The organism is Streptomyces sp. WAC06614, assembly GCF_003949795.1.
Taxonomy (GTDB): Bacteria; Actinomycetota; Actinomycetes; order Streptomycetales; family Streptomycetaceae; genus Streptomyces.
Window position 1 is genome coordinate 1 of sequence record NZ_RPRY01000167.1, and the last position, 15840, is coordinate 15840.

At 70.7% G+C, this 15840-nt stretch carries 15 protein-coding genes; 6 read left to right on the top strand and 9 right to left on the bottom strand.

Annotated elements, in window-relative coordinates:
- Positions 1 to 229: 229 nt before the first annotated feature.
- The 3 genes from EF918_RS21685 to EF918_RS21695 all read right to left on the bottom strand — a co-directional run bounded on the left by EF918_RS21685 (position 230) and on the right by EF918_RS21695 (position 2173).
- Positions 230 to 436, bottom strand: a complete 207-nt coding sequence (locus tag EF918_RS21685) for a cold-shock protein (protein ID WP_125649214.1) — start codon at positions 434 to 436, stop codon at positions 230 to 232.
- 209 nt (positions 437 to 645) lie between these two features.
- Positions 646 to 861 (bottom strand): cold-shock protein, encoded by a 216-nt coding sequence (locus EF918_RS21690; RefSeq protein WP_125649218.1) that lies wholly within the window; start codon positions 859 to 861, stop codon positions 646 to 648.
- Between the two features lie 220 nt (positions 862 to 1081).
- Entirely contained in the window at positions 1082 to 2173 is a 1092-nt protein-coding gene (locus EF918_RS21695; protein WP_185921851.1) for a beta-propeller fold lactonase family protein, read from the bottom strand.
- A gap of 258 nt (positions 2174 to 2431) precedes the next feature.
- Here EF918_RS21695 and EF918_RS21700 point away from each other — a divergent pair, with 258 nt between their 5' ends.
- Complete coding sequence (locus tag EF918_RS21700; protein WP_125649224.1) at positions 2432 to 3040, top strand: hypothetical protein; 609 nt, start codon at positions 2432 to 2434, stop codon at positions 3038 to 3040.
- Between the two features lie 8 nt (positions 3041 to 3048).
- On the opposite strand, the gene EF918_RS21705 is transcribed toward EF918_RS21700, so the two are convergent.
- Entirely contained in the window at positions 3049 to 4005 is a 957-nt protein-coding gene (locus EF918_RS21705; RefSeq protein WP_125649227.1) for a TerC/Alx family metal homeostasis membrane protein, read from the bottom strand.
- A 397-nt stretch (positions 4006 to 4402) separates the two neighbouring features.
- Here EF918_RS21705 and lepB point away from each other — a divergent pair, with 397 nt between their 5' ends.
- Positions 4403 to 5101, top strand: a complete 699-nt coding sequence (gene lepB / locus EF918_RS21715; RefSeq protein WP_312847849.1) for a signal peptidase I — start codon at positions 4403 to 4405, stop codon at positions 5099 to 5101.
- Positions 5102 to 5128: 27 nt separating this feature from the next.
- Here the strand turns inward: lepB and EF918_RS21720 are convergent, their stop codons facing one another.
- Positions 5129 to 6220 (bottom strand): hypothetical protein, encoded by a 1092-nt coding sequence (locus EF918_RS21720; protein WP_125649233.1) that lies wholly within the window; start codon positions 6218 to 6220, stop codon positions 5129 to 5131.
- A gap of 463 nt (positions 6221 to 6683) precedes the next feature.
- Here EF918_RS21720 and EF918_RS21725 point away from each other — a divergent pair, with 463 nt between their 5' ends.
- Entirely contained in the window at positions 6684 to 7790 is a 1107-nt protein-coding gene (locus EF918_RS21725) for a hypothetical protein (protein WP_125649236.1), read from the top strand.
- Positions 7791 to 7833: 43 nt separating this feature from the next.
- Here EF918_RS21725 and EF918_RS21730 read toward each other — a convergent pair whose 3' ends face one another.
- The 3 genes from EF918_RS21730 to EF918_RS21740 all read right to left on the bottom strand — a co-directional run bounded on the left by EF918_RS21730 (position 7834) and on the right by EF918_RS21740 (position 11488).
- Positions 7834 to 8766, bottom strand: a complete 933-nt coding sequence (locus EF918_RS21730) for a hypothetical protein (protein ID WP_125649239.1) — start codon at positions 8764 to 8766, stop codon at positions 7834 to 7836.
- A 106-nt stretch (positions 8767 to 8872) separates the two neighbouring features.
- Positions 8873 to 10111: a hypothetical protein gene (locus EF918_RS21735; protein WP_125649241.1), complete on the bottom strand. Its 1239-nt coding sequence runs from the start codon at positions 10109 to 10111 to the stop codon at positions 8873 to 8875.
- A 144-nt stretch (positions 10112 to 10255) separates the two neighbouring features.
- Entirely contained in the window at positions 10256 to 11488 is a 1233-nt protein-coding gene (locus tag EF918_RS21740) for a hypothetical protein (RefSeq protein WP_125649244.1), read from the bottom strand.
- A gap of 170 nt (positions 11489 to 11658) precedes the next feature.
- Between EF918_RS21740 and EF918_RS21745 the strand changes: the two genes are divergently transcribed.
- Together EF918_RS21745 and EF918_RS37125 are read left to right on the top strand one after the other, a co-directional pair.
- Positions 11659 to 12381: a histidine phosphatase family protein gene (locus tag EF918_RS21745; protein ID WP_221889734.1), complete on the top strand. Its 723-nt coding sequence runs from the start codon at positions 11659 to 11661 to the stop codon at positions 12379 to 12381.
- Positions 12382 to 12550: 169 nt separating this feature from the next.
- A complete protein-coding gene (locus tag EF918_RS37125) occupies positions 12551 to 13828 on the top strand; it encodes a hypothetical protein (RefSeq protein ID WP_185921852.1) in 1278 nt (425 codons plus the stop codon).
- A gap of 82 nt (positions 13829 to 13910) precedes the next feature.
- Here EF918_RS37125 and EF918_RS21760 read toward each other — a convergent pair whose 3' ends face one another.
- Complete coding sequence (locus EF918_RS21760) at positions 13911 to 15146, bottom strand: D-alanyl-D-alanine carboxypeptidase family protein (RefSeq protein ID WP_260610471.1); 1236 nt, start codon at positions 15144 to 15146, stop codon at positions 13911 to 13913.
- 451 nt (positions 15147 to 15597) lie between these two features.
- Here EF918_RS21760 and EF918_RS21765 point away from each other — a divergent pair.
- Positions 15598 to 15840, top strand: a 243-nt coding sequence (locus EF918_RS21765) for an ATP-binding cassette domain-containing protein (RefSeq protein ID WP_125649261.1), incomplete at its 3' end; no start/stop codon positions are given.

Below are 15840 nucleotides of genomic sequence, written 5' to 3' on the forward strand. Positions count from 1 at the left end.
GGCGGGCAGCCGACGGTTCACCTCAGGGCAACGCGTTCTGCCCTGGACGACCGGCCGCTGATGCGAGCGGCCGGGCTCCTGCCGGCGCCTGCTCGGGGCCCGCCTGCTCGACGAGGACACCGTCGAATGCGTCACCGGAATGCTCGACGGTGACAGATCCTACGCCGCCCACGGGCACCTGATCCGCGTGCACGTCCGCCCGGGCGCACGCCGCCCGGGCTGACCGGCGCTACGGCAGGACGGTCACGTTCACGGCCTGCGGTCCCTTGGGGCTCTGCTCACGGTCGTAGCTCACCCGGTCCGCCGCTTCGAGGGTCTTGAAGCCGGTTCCGTTGATCGCGCGGAAGTGGACGAAGACGTCCGGGCTCCTGTCGTCCGGCTCGATGAACCCGAAGCCCTTTTCGCTGCTGAACCACTTGACCGAACCAGTCGCCATCGTACTTCTCCGCACTGAATTTCACCGAAACATCGTGACCGCCGGTTTCGACCGGCTGCCGCCACCCCTTCATGCAATATCAAGGTGGCGCCGGTCTCCATCCCTTTCGGACCACAAGCAGGGCATCTGGATGACCCTGTGACTTCCGCTCCGCACAAGGAAACGGTCCGCCGGGAACCCGGCGGACCGTCGTCACGACGACCGAGGCTTCAGAGCACGGTGACGTTCTCGGCCTGAGGGCCCTTCTGCCCCTGGGTCACTTCGAACGTCACTCGCTGACTTTCCTCCAGGGAGCGGTAGCCCTGCGCCTGGATGGCCGTGTAGTGGACGAACACGTCCGCACCGCCCGAGTCCTGCTGGATGAACCCGAAGCCCTTCTCCGCGTTGAACCACTTGACAGTCCCGGTGGACCTGTCGTCTGCCATGTCTTTTCTCCAAAGCACTTCGGGCTGGCCGCTGCACCGTGCGGGGCCTCACCACGTGCACACCGTAAAGGCGCAGCGCCCGAAGGGGAATTCCCTAAAGGGCAGCACATCGGGCAGGCCGGAAGAAACAGGCTGCCTGGGGAAAGAGCAAAAGCGTACCGGCAATGGCCGTCGGGCCGAAGCGGTCCGCCCGGGGAAGGCAGGGCCCTCGCCCCGGGCGTCACCGCGCGCGGCTGGAGTACATGACGATGCCGAAGGGGGAGCTTCCCGGGTTCAGCGACGCGATCACGGTGTTGGTACGGGTGTCGATGACGCTGACGCCCTTGGAGTCGTCGGAGGCGCTGGTGATGTACGCCTTCGTGCCGTCCGGGGTGACGGCGGCGCCGGTCGGATTCCTGCCGACGCGGATCGTGGTGGGCAGGGCCTGGCCCGTGGTGGTGTCCAGGACGGCGACCTCGTTGGAGGCGGCCTCGGTCACGTACAGGCGCCGGCCGTCCGGAGTGAGTCCGAGTCCGGCCGCCAGCCCCCACCCGGGGAGCCGGGCGGGTTCCCCGACCAGGGTGTTCGTCGCCGTGTCGATCGTGTGGACCAGGTTGTTCTGGTTGTCCCCGACGTACACCCGGCGCCCGTCGCCGGACACCACCACTCCCAGCGGAAGGCCCGCCACGGCCTCGTCCAGGCGGATCCGGGCGGACACCTCGCCGGTGGCGGTGTCCAGGACGGCCACGGTGTTCTCGGCGCCGACGGTCACGTAGGCGTGCCGGCCGTCGGGGGTGAGGGCCATGTCGTTCGGATTGGCACCCACGGGCAGGGTGTCCACGACGCGGCGGCTCGCCGTGTCGATGACCGAGACACCGCCGGGGTCGGCGAGCGCGCCGGAGTTCACGACGTAGGCCCGGCTGCCGTCGGGGGAGAGCACGATCTTCTCGGGCCGTACGCCGACCGGGATCCGGGCCACGACGCGGCCTTCGGCGACGTCCACCACGGACACGCTCTGGGGCGCCGGGGCCTTGGTCACGTCGCCGAAGCTGGCCACGTAGGCGGTGGACCCGTCGGGCCAGACCGCGACCGATTCCGGGTTCTCGTCCAGCCCTTCCGACACCGTCTTGACGGTCCGGTCCGTGGCGGTGTCCACGATGGCCAGGCTGCCGCGGGCGCCGTGCGGGATGTCGGAGTTCACGATGAAGGCGTACTCCCCCACCGGCAGCGCCGGCGACGCACCGCGTTCCATGGCGCTCGCACCGGCAGGTGCCATCAGGCAGATGCCTCCTGCCAATGCGATCGTCCGGGCGAGCATGACACTGCGGGGCATGGGTTCCTCGTTCCTTCGCGGGGCTGTACGCAGCGCGCGGGGATCGTGATCCGAGCCGACGCGCCGTCCGTCACCGTGCCACGGCAGCGCCCCGCAGCCATCGGCCATCGAGCCTCACGACGGGAGGACGTCCCCCGTCCGCCGACGAGCCCGATCGTCTGCCCGTAAGTGCACCACCGGGCTTCCCGTCTGCCGCACGATGACTCCCGTCATGCCGTCATGCCGTCATGCCGTCATGCCGTCACGAGAGGAGATCACGTGCCCGGGCCGTACACCGACGAGGAGTTCAAGGAATGGGTCGCACTGGTGAAGAGCGATGTGCACTACCTGACCGAAGTCTGGCCGTTCCACATCGACACCGAGTTCCTGCCGATCGCGCGGATGCCGTGGAAGAGGCGTCTGACGGAGGGACAGCTGGATCAGCTGAGGTCGGCGAAGGACACGTGCGAAGGGAACATCCTCAGCGCGTTACGTGACTTCGCCGCGTACTGCGACACCGCGCTGCACCTCCAGGAGCAGTACGAGCAGGAGGTACGTGACGCGCTCCCTTCGGGTCCCCTCTTCGAGGCGTCCGACCACCTGGGCCCGACCGATCAGCTCCTGGTGAAGGTCCAGGAGTTCTCGGAGCGGTACGCCGACGGGATGGAGGCGCTCCAGGAGGAGTTCGACGCCCGCTACGATGCGCTGCCCGGTTACTGCTACTACCAGTTCGCGCACTTCAAGGCGATTCTGGAGCTGACGGACCCGCAGGACGGCGCAGCCCTGGACTACACCGACCGCTTCGCGTTCTGGACCGACCGGTGGACGCGGTTCCCCATGAAGGACAGGTCGGGTGTGGCGATCCTTCCGAGGTGCCGCCAGGTCTGAGCCGGGCGTCACCGCTCGGCCGTACGCCTCCGGGAGGCGATCAGGCTGGTGATCGTGGTGAGCACCAGGACTCCGCAGATGACACCGAGCGAGACCGGGACCGAGACGACCGGGACGTTCAGCCCGGACTCGTGCAGGGCGTGCAGCACCAGCTTGACGCCGATGAAACCGAGGATGACCGACAGGCCGTAGCCGAGGTGGACCAGCTTCTTGAGCAGGCCGCCGAGCAGGAAGTACAGCTGGCGCAGGCCCATCAGGGCGAAGGCGTTGGCGGTGAAGACGATGTACGGGTCCTGGGTCAGGCCGAAGATCGCCGGGATGGAGTCCAGGGCGAAGAGGACGTCGGTGGTGCCGATGGCGAGCATGACCACCATCAGCGGGGTCAGCACCCGCTTGCCGCCCGCCCGGACGAACAGCTTGGTCCCGTGGTACCGGTCCGCGACGCCGAACTTCTTCTCGATGGACTTCAGCAGGCGGTTCTCCTCGAACTCCTCCTCGTCCTCGTCCTTGCGCGCCTCCTGGATCAGCTTCCAGGCGGTGTAGATCAGGAACGCGCCGAAGAGGTAGAAGACCCAGGAGAAGCTGGCGACGATCGCGGCGCCGGCCGCGATGAAGACCGCGCGCAGCACGAGGGCGATGAGCACGCCGACCAGCAGGACGCGTTGCTGGAGCTGCGAGGGCACCGCGAACTTCGCCATGATCAGGACGAAGACGAAGAGGTTGTCGACGCTCAGCGACTTCTCCGTGACGAACCCCGCGAAGAACTCCTGCGCGGCCCGGCCGTCACCGAGGACGATCCACAGGCCCAGGCCGAAGAGCGCGGCGAGGACGGTCCAGACGACCGTCCAGGTGGCCGCTTCCCTGATCGACACGTCGTGCGGCTTGCGGCCTATGAGGAAGTCGGCGCCGATCAGGAGGGAGAGAACGACAAGGGTCAGCACCCACAGGTGCCAGGAAATTTCCACGATGTGCACGCCTCCGGCGCGGTCCTTTGGTGCAGGGTGACGAGGCCGAGGACGGCGGGCGGCTCGCCCGCGACGTGTACGACCCGGGAAGTATCACGAGATCCGCCATAAACCTGCTGCAAGGATCGGGCGTCCGCCGTCCGCCGCTCCTGGCGTGGCCTGGCATCCCTTCCCGGACGGGGGAGGTGCCCGTCGGCAGGCGGTTCCACCGATCGGCGGGCCGGGCCCGCGGCTGCGGCCGGGCCCGCGGCTGCGGCCGGGCCCGCGGCTGCGGCCGGGCCTACGGCTGCGGCCGGGCCTACGGCTGCGACTGCGGCTGCGCGTGTCGCGCGGGTGACGGCCCGGGGTTCGCCTAGCGTCGGTCGCACGTGGGCGGCGACGGACCGTGGGAGGACCCGTGGGCGAGAAGCCCGAGCGCAAGCGGCGCCCGTTCTGGCAGGAGCTGCCGCTCCTCCTCGTGGTCGCCCTCGTCCTGACCGTGCTGGTCAAGACCTTCCTGGTGCAGGTCTTCTCCATCCCCTCCGACTCGATGCAGAACACCCTCCAGCCCGGGGACCGGGTGGCGGTCGACAAGCTCACGCCCTGGTTCGGAGCCGAGCCGGAGCGCGGCGAGGTCGTCGTCTTCCGCGACCCGAGCGACTGGCTGGCCGGCCAGCCCACGAGCCGGCCGAACGTCGTCCAGGACGTCCTCAGCCAGATCGGTCTGATGCCCTCCGCCGACGCCCGGAACCTGATCAAGCGGGTCATCGGGATCGGCGGGGACACGGTCGAGTGCCGGCGGGGCGGCCCGGTCACGGTCAACGGCAAGGCCCTGCAGGAGCCGTACCTCTACCCCGGGAACACGCCGTGCGACGACAAGCCGTTCGGGCCGCTCAAGGTGCCGGCGCACACGATCTGGGTGATGGGCGACCACCGGCAGGACTCCCTGGACTCCCGCTGGCACATGGACGACCCGAAGACCCACGGCTTCGTGCCGGTCGACGACGTGGTGGGCCGGGCCGTGGCCGTGGTCTGGCCCGTCGGCCGCTGGGCGACGCTACCCGTCCCGAAGACCTTCGACCAGCCGGGCATCGGGGACCAGCGGCCCGCGGCCTGAGGGCGTCGCACCCGGGCGTCGTTCGCGTCAGGCTGCCGGGGCCGCCGCGCCGGGCCGCGGGTGGTGCCGGGCCCGGAGCACCTCCCGCGCGGTCCGGTGGAAGACCTCGGCGAGGCTGCGTACCAGGGTGTCGACGAAGGCCCGTTGCAGGTCACACCTGAAGGAGGCCAAACCCGTGTCGAGGGCCTGGAGGTCCGCCTCCACGAGGTCGGCCCGTTCTCCTGCGAGGCCTCCGAGGCGGGCGGTCAGCAGATCTTGCAGGACGTCCACGGCGTCGGCGAGGTCGACCCGGGTGCCCCGGTCCTCCGCCTCCTGACGGACCAGCTCGGCGAGCGGCAGGAGATCCTCTTCGAGGAGCTCCTGTGTCTGATCCTGGAGCACCTCCTCGGTGAAGTCGGCCATGGCCTCGGCGAGTTGCGCCGTGTGGTCGTCCCCCAGCGCGTCACGGAGCAGTTCCCGCACACCGATGGGCCGGCCCGCGGCGGCCCACTCCTTGATGGATCGTGCGACCCGCCGCACGAAGCGCCGCGGGTCGCCGCCGACGACGTCCTGCGTCAGGAGGGGCACGTGGCTCATCGTCTGCGCGGGCAGTTCGCTCCGCAGCACGGCCTCGGTGCGGGTCCGCAGGGTGGTGCCCAGTACGGTCTCGGCGCTGAGCAGGAGCGGCAACCGGCGCAGGGCCCGCCCGTTCACCGGCAGGATCGTGTCGTACGTCATCCAGAACAGCCGTCGGCCCGGGAAGGCGCCGAGGACGCCGTCGCACGTGTGCCCGGCCCCGGCCTCGACCTGCTCCGCCGTGGTGGGGCAGGACCCTGCGCTGTCGGTGCACAGGTGGACGGGCGCTCCGGCCGGATCGGGCAGCACCAGCTCGAACGGGTCGAACTGCCGGTCCTCCTCGTCCCAACGGTCCAGCAGACCGGTCATCGCGAGATTGTCCAGCTCACTGCCCGGGCCGTACTCGCCGGTGGCCCCCATCTGTTGCGCCAGCGACGGCTGGTCCAGCCCCACGGTCACGTCCTCGCCCGCCATCAGGTGCAGCGTCACCCTCGCGGGCACCACCACCCGTGCCGGCACTCCCGCGCCGAGATCGCAACTCCGGCCCAGCACTACGTACGGCATGAAGCCGCCCTTCCTACGAATCATGCGAAGAAACGAAAACCTGCCCCGCTCGATGCTGTCCCGGGCCCCGCGCCGCCAACAGCCCCGCGGGGCAGCCCATCAGGCACCCGGTCGTGCCCGGCAGGCCGCCCCGTCGGCGGCGCGGAACGGTGTCGGCCGGCGACGCCCCGCCGCGTGGCGCCCCGCCGGCCCTGTCTGCCCGTGTTTCTGCCCCGGAGGGATGGAAGTGGTGCCGTGCCGCTGCCCACGCTGGACATCCCCTGCGGCACGGCGCCCAGCCACCCTGCCGCACCGATCCACGGAGTGAGCCCGGTTGTACACCTGCGTCGCCTGCCACCGTTCCTTCGAGGAATCGGAGGTCCACAGCTCCGACCCTTCCGGGCCTTCGTTCTTCTTGTGCCTCACTTCCTGCCGGCATGACGTGCTGTGTCCCGAGTGTGCGCCGGCGCACGAGAGCGACGCCGTGCGATGCGCGGTCTGCACCGACCCCTTCGTCGCGGCACACGTCCTCGTCGCCATCGTGGGCCGTCTCCCCCGCTGCTGGAGCTGTCAGCTCCCCTACCCACAGGAGTACATGCTGCTGTGCCCCGACCAGGAGCACGGCGGGCTGTGCGGTTTCTGCGGCTCCGAGGAACGGGAAGGCATCGAGTGCCCCTGGTGCGAACAGCACCTCGTGGTCCCCGACGGCTTCGCACTCGGCCTCCCCCCTGCCGGGGTCCCCGGCACGGATACGGACGCGGACACGGACACGGATGGCGGAGGCCACGCCCCGCTGCCGGCGGCGCGGAACGACCCGGCCGTCACGCACGCCTGCACATGGTGCTTCGAGACGTTCGACTCCCCGCAACTCCTGCGGTGCCCCGTGCACGCCGACGTCGCCGTGTGCAAGGGCTGCTTCACGGAGTCCCGCCTGGCCCAGGCGGAATGCCCCTACGCCGACTGCGGAGTCCTCCTGGACGATGAAGGCGCCATGGCGAGACGCGCTACGCCTGCGGGGCACCTGGTCCTGGGCCGGACCACTCCTCCCTCGGACGGTCGCGTCCAGCGCGGGCACCAGTGTTATGCGGCCGCGACGGCCACGGCCTGCAACTGGGCCGCCGGTACCGCCCTGACGACCGACGACGCGATGCATCTCTTCCTGATGTCGGACAAAGCGACGACGACGGTGGCCACGGGCTACCGGGCGGCGTACGAGGCGGCCCGCAGGAAGATCGGCGGGGACCCCGACGGCGCCCGGGTACGCAAGGTGATGGAGCGCGCCGGGGGGCTCGGCGCTCTCAACGCGGCCGTGAACGCGCTGGGGGAACCCGAGTTCCCCGTGGAGGTCCCCTGGCTCTATCGCCCCGCCCTCACGGACGGCGACCTCAAGAAGGCCATGGAGGCGCAGTGCACGGTCATGGTGGCCGGCTCGATGCACTGGACCGTCGTCTACGGGTGCGAGGTGGACCCGGACGGGCACGTCACGGTCGTCTACGAGTTCGATCCCCAGACCGGTAGGCACAGTCCCGCGGCATGGGACGCGGCCGACGCACGGCAGGGCTGCTACATCGTGGGCACGGATTCCCTCTAGGCATCCCCCGAGGAACCGCCCGGGCCCCGTGCCGGGGGCCGGGTCAGGTTTCCTGGATGACGGTGGCGCCGTGGTCGGTGAGGTTCACCTGGGTGCCGTGGAGGTGGACGGTGGCGCCCCGGTAGGCGGTGACGGTGGCGCCGTCCTCGGCGTGGATCACCCCGCCGGTGGCCTCGTCGACGGTGGAGCCCTCGTAGGCGCGGACGGTTCCCCCGATGACCATCTGGATGCGGGATTCCGACTGGAGGTGGACGATCCCGCCGGACACTTCGGTGATCAAGCTGGTGCCACCGGCTTCCACGTGTCCGCCCCTGGCGTGGACGAGGCGGCTCCGCTCGCCGAGTGCGACGGTCCCGTCGGTCACCGCGCCGACGACCGCGTCGTCACAGACCCATACGTGTCCGCCGTGCACGGTGGAGCACCATGACGTCCCGTTGAGGCCGGCGCTCCCGGCGTACATGTTCTCGATCCATCCGTCCTGGACCTCGGAGTGGCTCTGGCTCCGCTTGTTGACGATGGTGCCGCCGCTGACGTGTGCGACTCCGCCGAGGAGGTCGACGATCGTTGCGTCGGCCTCGACCCTGCACCGCCCGCCCTCCATGCGCAGCAGCGGTTGCTGGTCGAACCCTCCGTACAGGTGGACCTCTCCGCCCACGGCCTCGTGGCGCAGGACCAGGACCTCCGCCGCGGGGCCCGCCCCGGGTGCGAAGTGCAGCGGCTGCGCGGCCTGGAGGGCGTTGTCCAGCGTCTTCTGGGTGTAGAGGGTGCGGTAGGGGAGGCCTGCCGTCCCTTCGCGCAGTTGCTGCACCTCTCCGGCGGGCGACTTGCGGGGCTGGGTGGCGACGAAGTCGTACTGTGCCTTGTCGACCAGGGACAAGCGGCCCCGGTCCTCCGGCGGAAGGAGGTCCATGAGCGTCTGCATGGCGTCGGCGTGGAGGTGGCGCACGGGGGGCTCGGATCCTGCTTGCTCGGTCACGCGGACTTCCTTCTCGATTGCTCGCCGCCGGAGTGGGCATGATCAACCTATGGCAGCCCTGACGTGCGTCACATGTCCTTTCGGGCTCCCACTCGGGCAGTGTTGATCACGTCACGTACGCGCCCCAGCCGCCGGCCGGGGACTCGCCGGGCTCGAGGGTGCGCAGCTTGGCCAGGACCTTCGGGTCCTGGGCGTCCAGCCAGTCGCAGAACTGCCGGAAGGACACCAGGCGTACGTCCTTCTTGTCCGCGATGCCCTTGAGGGCCTCTTCGACGGCGTCCATGTAGATGCCGCCGTTCCACTGCTCGAAGTGGTTGCCGATGAACAGGGGCGCGCGGTTGCCCTCGTACGCCCGCTTGAAGCCGCCGAGGTAGGCGCCGACGGCCTGGGTCCGCCAGGCCGGGTAGCGGGAGGGATCGCCCTTGGTGCTGTTCTTGGACTGGTTGGCGAGGATGTTGTAGTCCATGGACAGGACTTCGAAGGAGTGCCCCGGGAAGGGGACGCTCTGCAGCGGCAGGTCCCACACGCCGTCCTTCTTCGCCGGCCACACCTGGCGGCCCCCGGGCGAGCTGGCGTCGTAGCGCCAGCCCAGCTCCCGGGCGGTCGGCAGCAGGTTCTCCTGGCCGAGCAGGCAGGGGGTGCGGCCGCCGATCAGTTCCTTGCGGTAGTCGAAGGGCAGGGCAGCCACGTCGGTGAAGCCGGTGTTGGTGCGCCAGGTGGTCACGAAGGACACCGCCTGGTCCACCTCGCTGCGCCATTGCTCCGGGGTCCACTTGGCGACCGAGCCGGAGCCGCCGCAGAAGTGCCCGTTGAAGTGGGTGCCTATCTCGTGGCCGTCCAGCCAGGCCTGGCGGACGTAGCGCAGGGTGTTGCGGATGTTCTCGTCCTTGAGGTAGCCGATGTCGGACGCTCCGACGGGATTGTTCGGCGGTCGGTAGAGGTCCTTCTTGGACTCGGGGAGCAGGTAGAGGCCCGAGAGGAAGAAGGTCATCGCCGCGCCGTGGTCGTTGGCCAGCTTGAGGAAGCGTGGGAAGAGCCCGTTGCCTATTTCGCCCGCTCCGTCCCAGCTGAACACCACGAACTGCGGCGGTGCCTCCCCCGGCTGGAGCCGCTGGGGCTTGGCCGGCTGGTTCGGCTGGGGGCCGGTGTCGGCGGTGGATCCGTCGCCTATGGGGGTGCCCCCGGAGCCGCCCGCCCCCGGCACACCGGTGGCGGAGCCCTTCTCGCCCGTCGCTGCGGAACTGCTCCGCGCGGCGCCCGAGCCGGTGCCGCACCCCGCGACGCCCAGGGCGGCGGCGGCCCCGAGACCGAGACCGATCGCCTTCCTCCGGGGGATTTCACGCATGACACGACCCGCTTTCACTTCATCCGACATGCAATTTCTTCATGCAAGCAGATGACAGTGATGTCGGAGGATGGCCGGTAACGGGATATCAGTGGTCCCGCCCGATCGGCAGTCCGAAAGTCCGTCCGGCCGTGCAGCAATTCCTCACGACGGGCGGACGACCGGGCAGGCGGAGGAATGCCGGATCGTGGTCGCGACGGCATCGGTCGCGGGCCCGGCGAGGCGCAGGGAACGCTCGCCCTGCCCGGTGCCGTGGACCACCGTGAGGCGACCGTTGGACCGGTTCGGCCGGGAAGTCATCCACCTCATATGGGCGGTGGCGTGGCTGATTTCGGGGAGTGTTTCCACGGGAATCAGAAGGCATACGTCGCCCGTCGTGCTGTAGTACAGCACGCGGCCGTCTTCGGCGGCGGCCACGAGGCGACGATTGGTGGCGTCGATCGCCTTCCGGTCCTCTGCCGACAACGGCGCCGCGGGCTTCGCCCGGTTCCTCCTCCCGGTTCCCGGCGCGTGCCCCTCGGCGTGGTCGGCGTTGCCCGGGGCGGTCGTCCGTTCCGCCTTCGCGTAGATGACCGGGGCGTCGGTGTACGAGGTGAGGGCGAGGCCCATCCGGTCCCGGTGTGCCCGGGGGACTCCCTGCAGGAGAAGGTGGTCGGCATGGGTCAGGACGGTGCAGTTGCCCTGGGTGGAGGCGGTGAACAGGCCGGAGAGAGCGGCGGTGGACCGATCGATGTGGTGCTCCGAGAAGGCGCGGTTCTTCGAGAACAGGGCTGCGGAGTCACCGATCGCGTAGTAGAGGGTGTCGCCCTCGGTCAGACCCGCCAGGAGGGATGCGTTGACCCGGTCGCGGGCGCCTGCGGCTGTGGCCCCGGACTCGTCGGCGGTCGCCGCCGCGGTACCCTCGGGCCGCCGGGCCGACCGGACGAAGTCCGCGCAGGCCCACCAGGAGATCGTGCTCCCGGCGAAGTCGGGGCTGCCCAGGACTCCCGTGCACCGGTGGACGGCGTCCTCCTCACGGCTCTGCGGGACGGGGCACGATGCCGTGTCGCCGTCGCACAGGACCACCGGTTCCACGACCTCCCGGCCGACCCGGAGCACCTCGTAGCCCCAGCCGCTCATGGTGTGCACGAGGCCCTCGTCGGCGATGTGCGGGGCCGGGTGGAGCGTCAGGTTGGGGACCAGCCCGTCGAGGGCCGGGTCGTACTCCCCGCACTGGCCCGAGAGGGTCGATCCGTCGGCGTCGCAGGTCAGCAGCGAGGCGTACCGGAATGCGACCCGGCGGTCGTTCGGAACCCCCACCATGTGCACGTCGTGATGGACGGTCGAGGGATCGACCTCGATGTCTCCGAGACCGAGCAGGATGTAGTGGCCGCCCATGGTTCCCCTTTCGAGAATACGGAGAGTGACGAGCTCCATCCTGCCTGTCTGCTGAATATCCGTCAGCGCCGTTCGGGCAGCGGTACGGGCAACAACGCACGGCGTTCGTCCCAGGAGCCACGGGGCGACCTAGCATCGGGATCCCACCCAGTGATCGTCGAGGAGAGTGCATGCGCCGCCGAGCGGTTGTGTTCCGGAACTGGCCGATGCGGCTCGTCGCCGTGGTGGCCCTGACCCCGCTGCTGGGTGCGTGCCAGTCGGCGCCGTCGCTGGGCGGCGTCGGCCGGTCGCGGGAGCCGGTGAGCCCGGCCGGTCAGACGACGGGCGCCGACACGATCATGGTGATCCGGCACGCGGAGAAGCCCGAGGGCAAGCACGACAAGCCGTACGGGATCACGGCCGACGGCGAGGTCGACAAGGAGTCCCTGACCGTGACGGGGTGGCAGCGGGCCGGGGCGCTCGCCGAGCTGTTCGACCCGGTGCAGGGGCAGATCCGGGCCGGCCTGCGCACCCCGGACCGGATCTACGCGTCGACCCCGGACAAGGCGACGATGGGCAAGGAGGGCTCCAACAGCCTGCGCCCCGTAGAGACGGTCACTCCCCTTGCCCAGAAGCTCGGCAAGCCGGTCGACCAGAGCTTCGGCCACGGGCAGGAGGCCGCGCTGGCGAAGGCGGTCACGGCCCAGCACGGCACCACCTTGATCTCCTGGCAGCACGGGCGCATCCCGGCCATCGCCGAGGCGCTGGGCGTGGTCCGGCCCGCCGTACCCCGCAAGTGGGCGGACAACAGGTTCGACGAGGTGTGGGTGTTCACCCGCGAGGGCAATACCTGGCGCTTCTCCCAGGTGCCCCAACTGGTCCTGGCCGGCGACGTCCCCGCGCCCATCACCTGAGTCCCCGGCGCCGGCCCGAGCCTGCGGGGGGGCCGACCGAGGTGAGGGGACTACGGCCGGGGTCCGGCCTTCCGGAGTCGTTCGGGGGATGCGCCGGGAGGGGTGGGCGCCGCTACTGTCATCGCCCGTGGCCGCCTCGGCACGTTCGGCGACAGGAAGGTTTCTCCAGATGGGCATCATCGTGCTGGGGCGAGGGGACTTCTTCCCTCCGGGTCCCGGGGAAGGGGTTCAGGAGCATGTCACGATCCCGCTGGGGACCACCGTCCACCTCTCCTCCGACTACGGCGCCGGGCTCGTCCTCGGCCCGCCCGGGTTCCCCGTCTGGGAACACCTCTACCACGCCGTCCCGCCCCATCCCGGTGGCCGGAGCCTCGCGAACCTGACGGTGCACCATGACGCGGCCCTCTGGGACCACCGGCTCCCGGCCCATCCGGACTTCCGCGGATCCGTACTGGTCCGGCCCGGCGTCGACGGTCACCCGGATCCGCTCCGGCTGTGCACCTGCGCTCCCGGCCCGCTCCCCGGGGACGTCGACGCGCGGCACGGGTGCGACGGTCTCCTCGGCCGGTTCGACGTCCGGGGCGAGGTCCACTGGGTGGCGGGCTCCTCGTTCGTCAGGGCCGACCCGCCGCCGACCGACGCGACCGACGCGACCGACGCGACCGACGCGACCGACGCGACCGCCACGACCGGTACCACAGGTACGGCCGGTACGTCTGACGGGGCCGACGCGGCCGACGACCGGCACTGGCGGCCGTCGCGGGCCGACCGGGACGAGGCGGCCGGCGCGAACCGCTATCTGCTGAGGATGCTGCGGGGCGGTGAGAGCCTGCACTGTGCGGTCCGGCACGGGCTCCTCCTGGTCTCGCACGACCGGACCCTGAGCAACCACGACCCCCGCCACGTGACATGGGTGCTCGGCGGTGCCAGCACGATCCGCGTGACGGCCTGTGCCCGACGCACGGGCAGCGGTGCGACGATCCAGTTCCCGCGGACGACGAGCAGCCTACGGCTGAGGGTGCTGGCCAGGGCCGCGGAGGACCAGCTCCTCCCGGTCGAGGTGGGCGAGGCCCGTCCCGACGGTGCGCCGCCCCCGCGGGCCCGGTGGTCCCGGGAGGACTGGCAGGCCGTCCAGGCCGCGAACCGGGAGGCCTTCAAGAGCTCGCCGAGGCTGGTCTACGTGTGCGACGGCACCGTCGTGCTGGTGAGCGGCGTGGACGACGGATTGCGCAACCACGACGAGCGGCACGTGAAGGCGGTGTGCCGGGACGGCGGGTTCTTCAAGGGGCGCTTCGAGAAGAACACGTCCTACCTCGGCGGAGGCCGCTACACGATCACCGGCGACACGTACCGGCTGGCGGAGCGGGCGCGGAGCCTGGTCCTGGACTTCACCGGTGACATGCTGATCGACGTCAAGGCGTCGCGTCGTTCGGCATGGACGTCGTAGCAACCGACGCCTACCGGGGCCCGTGGCCGTCTCCGGACGCCGGTCGACCCGGGCCGGGCCTCGCAGGCGGGTCAGCCGGGCGTCACAGCCGGGTCAGGCGGGCGAGGAACGAGGGTGCGGCGAGGGCGTGCTGGAGGGCCACGGGCACCGACTGCGCCTCGGGTCCGCCGCCGACGGTCAGCCGGCCGACCACGGTTCCCGCCGCCGCCTCGTGCGGTGGGGTCCTGCCGTCGTCGCCGAGGGTGAGGGCCATCCGCGTCCCCGGCAGGCCGGCCGCGTCGAGGTCCTCGGTGGCCACCAGCGGACTGCGGTGTCCGAGCCCGTCGTCGACGTAGCCGACCGGCTCTCCCTTGCGGACGACGGTGGCCGGGGTGACGGCGTCGCGTACGGCCTCGATCACCTTGCCGCTGTTGTCCAGCGCCAGCGCGAGGCTGTCGGCGCCGTTGAGGTCGGGGCCGTCGGCGTGCTGGTCCATGAGCGTGCCGAGGATCAGCCGGTCCTTGCCGTCCACCGTCCGGTACGTCGCCCAGGACAGGGCGCCGCCCGCGGGTGTGCTGGAGCCGGTCTTGATGCCGCGCACGCCGAGCTTCGATACGAGCAGGCTGTTGTTGTTGTAGATCGTTCCCAGCCCGGGAATGTCGGCGCTGGGCAGGGCGACGACGCTGCGGAACGCGTCGGACCTCATCACGGCCTCGTCCAGCTTGACCTGGTCGACAGCAGTGCTGACGGTGCCGGCCTCCAGCCCTGAGGGGTCGGTGTACCGGGTGCCGGTCATCCCCAGGGCCTTGGCGGCCGCGTTCATCTTGTCGACGAACGGCGTGACGGAGTCCGAGCCGGTGTCCCACCGGCCGAGCAGCCGGGCGATGTTGTTGCCCGAGGGGATCATGAGCATCTTGAGCATGTCGTACTCGCTGTACTCCTGCCCTGCCTTCAGCCCCTCGATGCGCGACTCGTCCTTGAGGTCCCCGTCCTTGACCGCCTGTGCGTCGACCCGGATCTGCGGCCCGTGGTCCTTGCCGTCCTTCAGGGGATGGTCCTGGAGGAGCACGTAGGCGGTCATGACCTTGGCGACGCTCGCGGTCGGCACCGGCTTCTGCTCCCCGAACGTCTGCACCTGGCCGGACCCGACGACGGTCACGGCGCCCTCTCCCCCGTCGGGCCACGGGACGGCGGGCGCGGTCCCCGGCACGGCGAAGGTCGCCTTGGTCCCGTCCCGGCCGATCACCGGGGTGGGCAGCGGGCGGAACGCCTGCACGACGAGGACGACGGCACCGAGCAGCACCGCCACCGCGCCCCACCGCCGGCGCCGTACGCGCACGCGTCCGCGCGCGCAGGCCGGGCACCGCGCGGTGCCGGGCCGTCGGACCGGGCCGCGCCCGGGTCCCTGGTGCTGGGCGTGCCGTCGGCACGCCTCGGCGGTGTCGTTCACTGTGTCCCACTACGTCGTTCGTCGGTCCTGCCACGCCCCCTCGCCACCGGGTTCTCGGCCGCCCCGCCATTCAAGTCGAGCCGGACGGTCCGGTCGCCCCCTGATCAGGGGAACGACCGGACCACGGCGCGCCCCCCTCGGGGGCCACCAAGGCGGCGCAGGTGCCCCGGCGGATGCCCCTGCGTGCCGTCGGCCGGGCACGGCCCCGCGGTCTCCTTGGCGGTCGATCTACGGCCTGGTGGGATGCACAGGGGGACACGTCCCCTGTCCCTCTGCTTCCCCCGTTTCCCGTTCCCCCGAGTTCGACGTTCGACGTTCGACAGGAGTCGTCTTGACCGCCATGGAGTACGCCCCCTACGCCCCGCACACCGCTCAGGCCGTGGCCGCCCGTGCCACCGGCCTGTCGAAGGTGTACGGCCAGGGCGAGACCCAGGTGGTCGCGCTCGACAACGTCTGCGTCGACTTCGGCCAGGGCCACTTCACCGCGATCATGGGCCCCTCCGGCTCCGGCAAGTCCACCCTGATGCACTGCGTCGCCGGCCTGGACACCTTCACCTCCGGCTCGGTCCGCATCGGCGACACC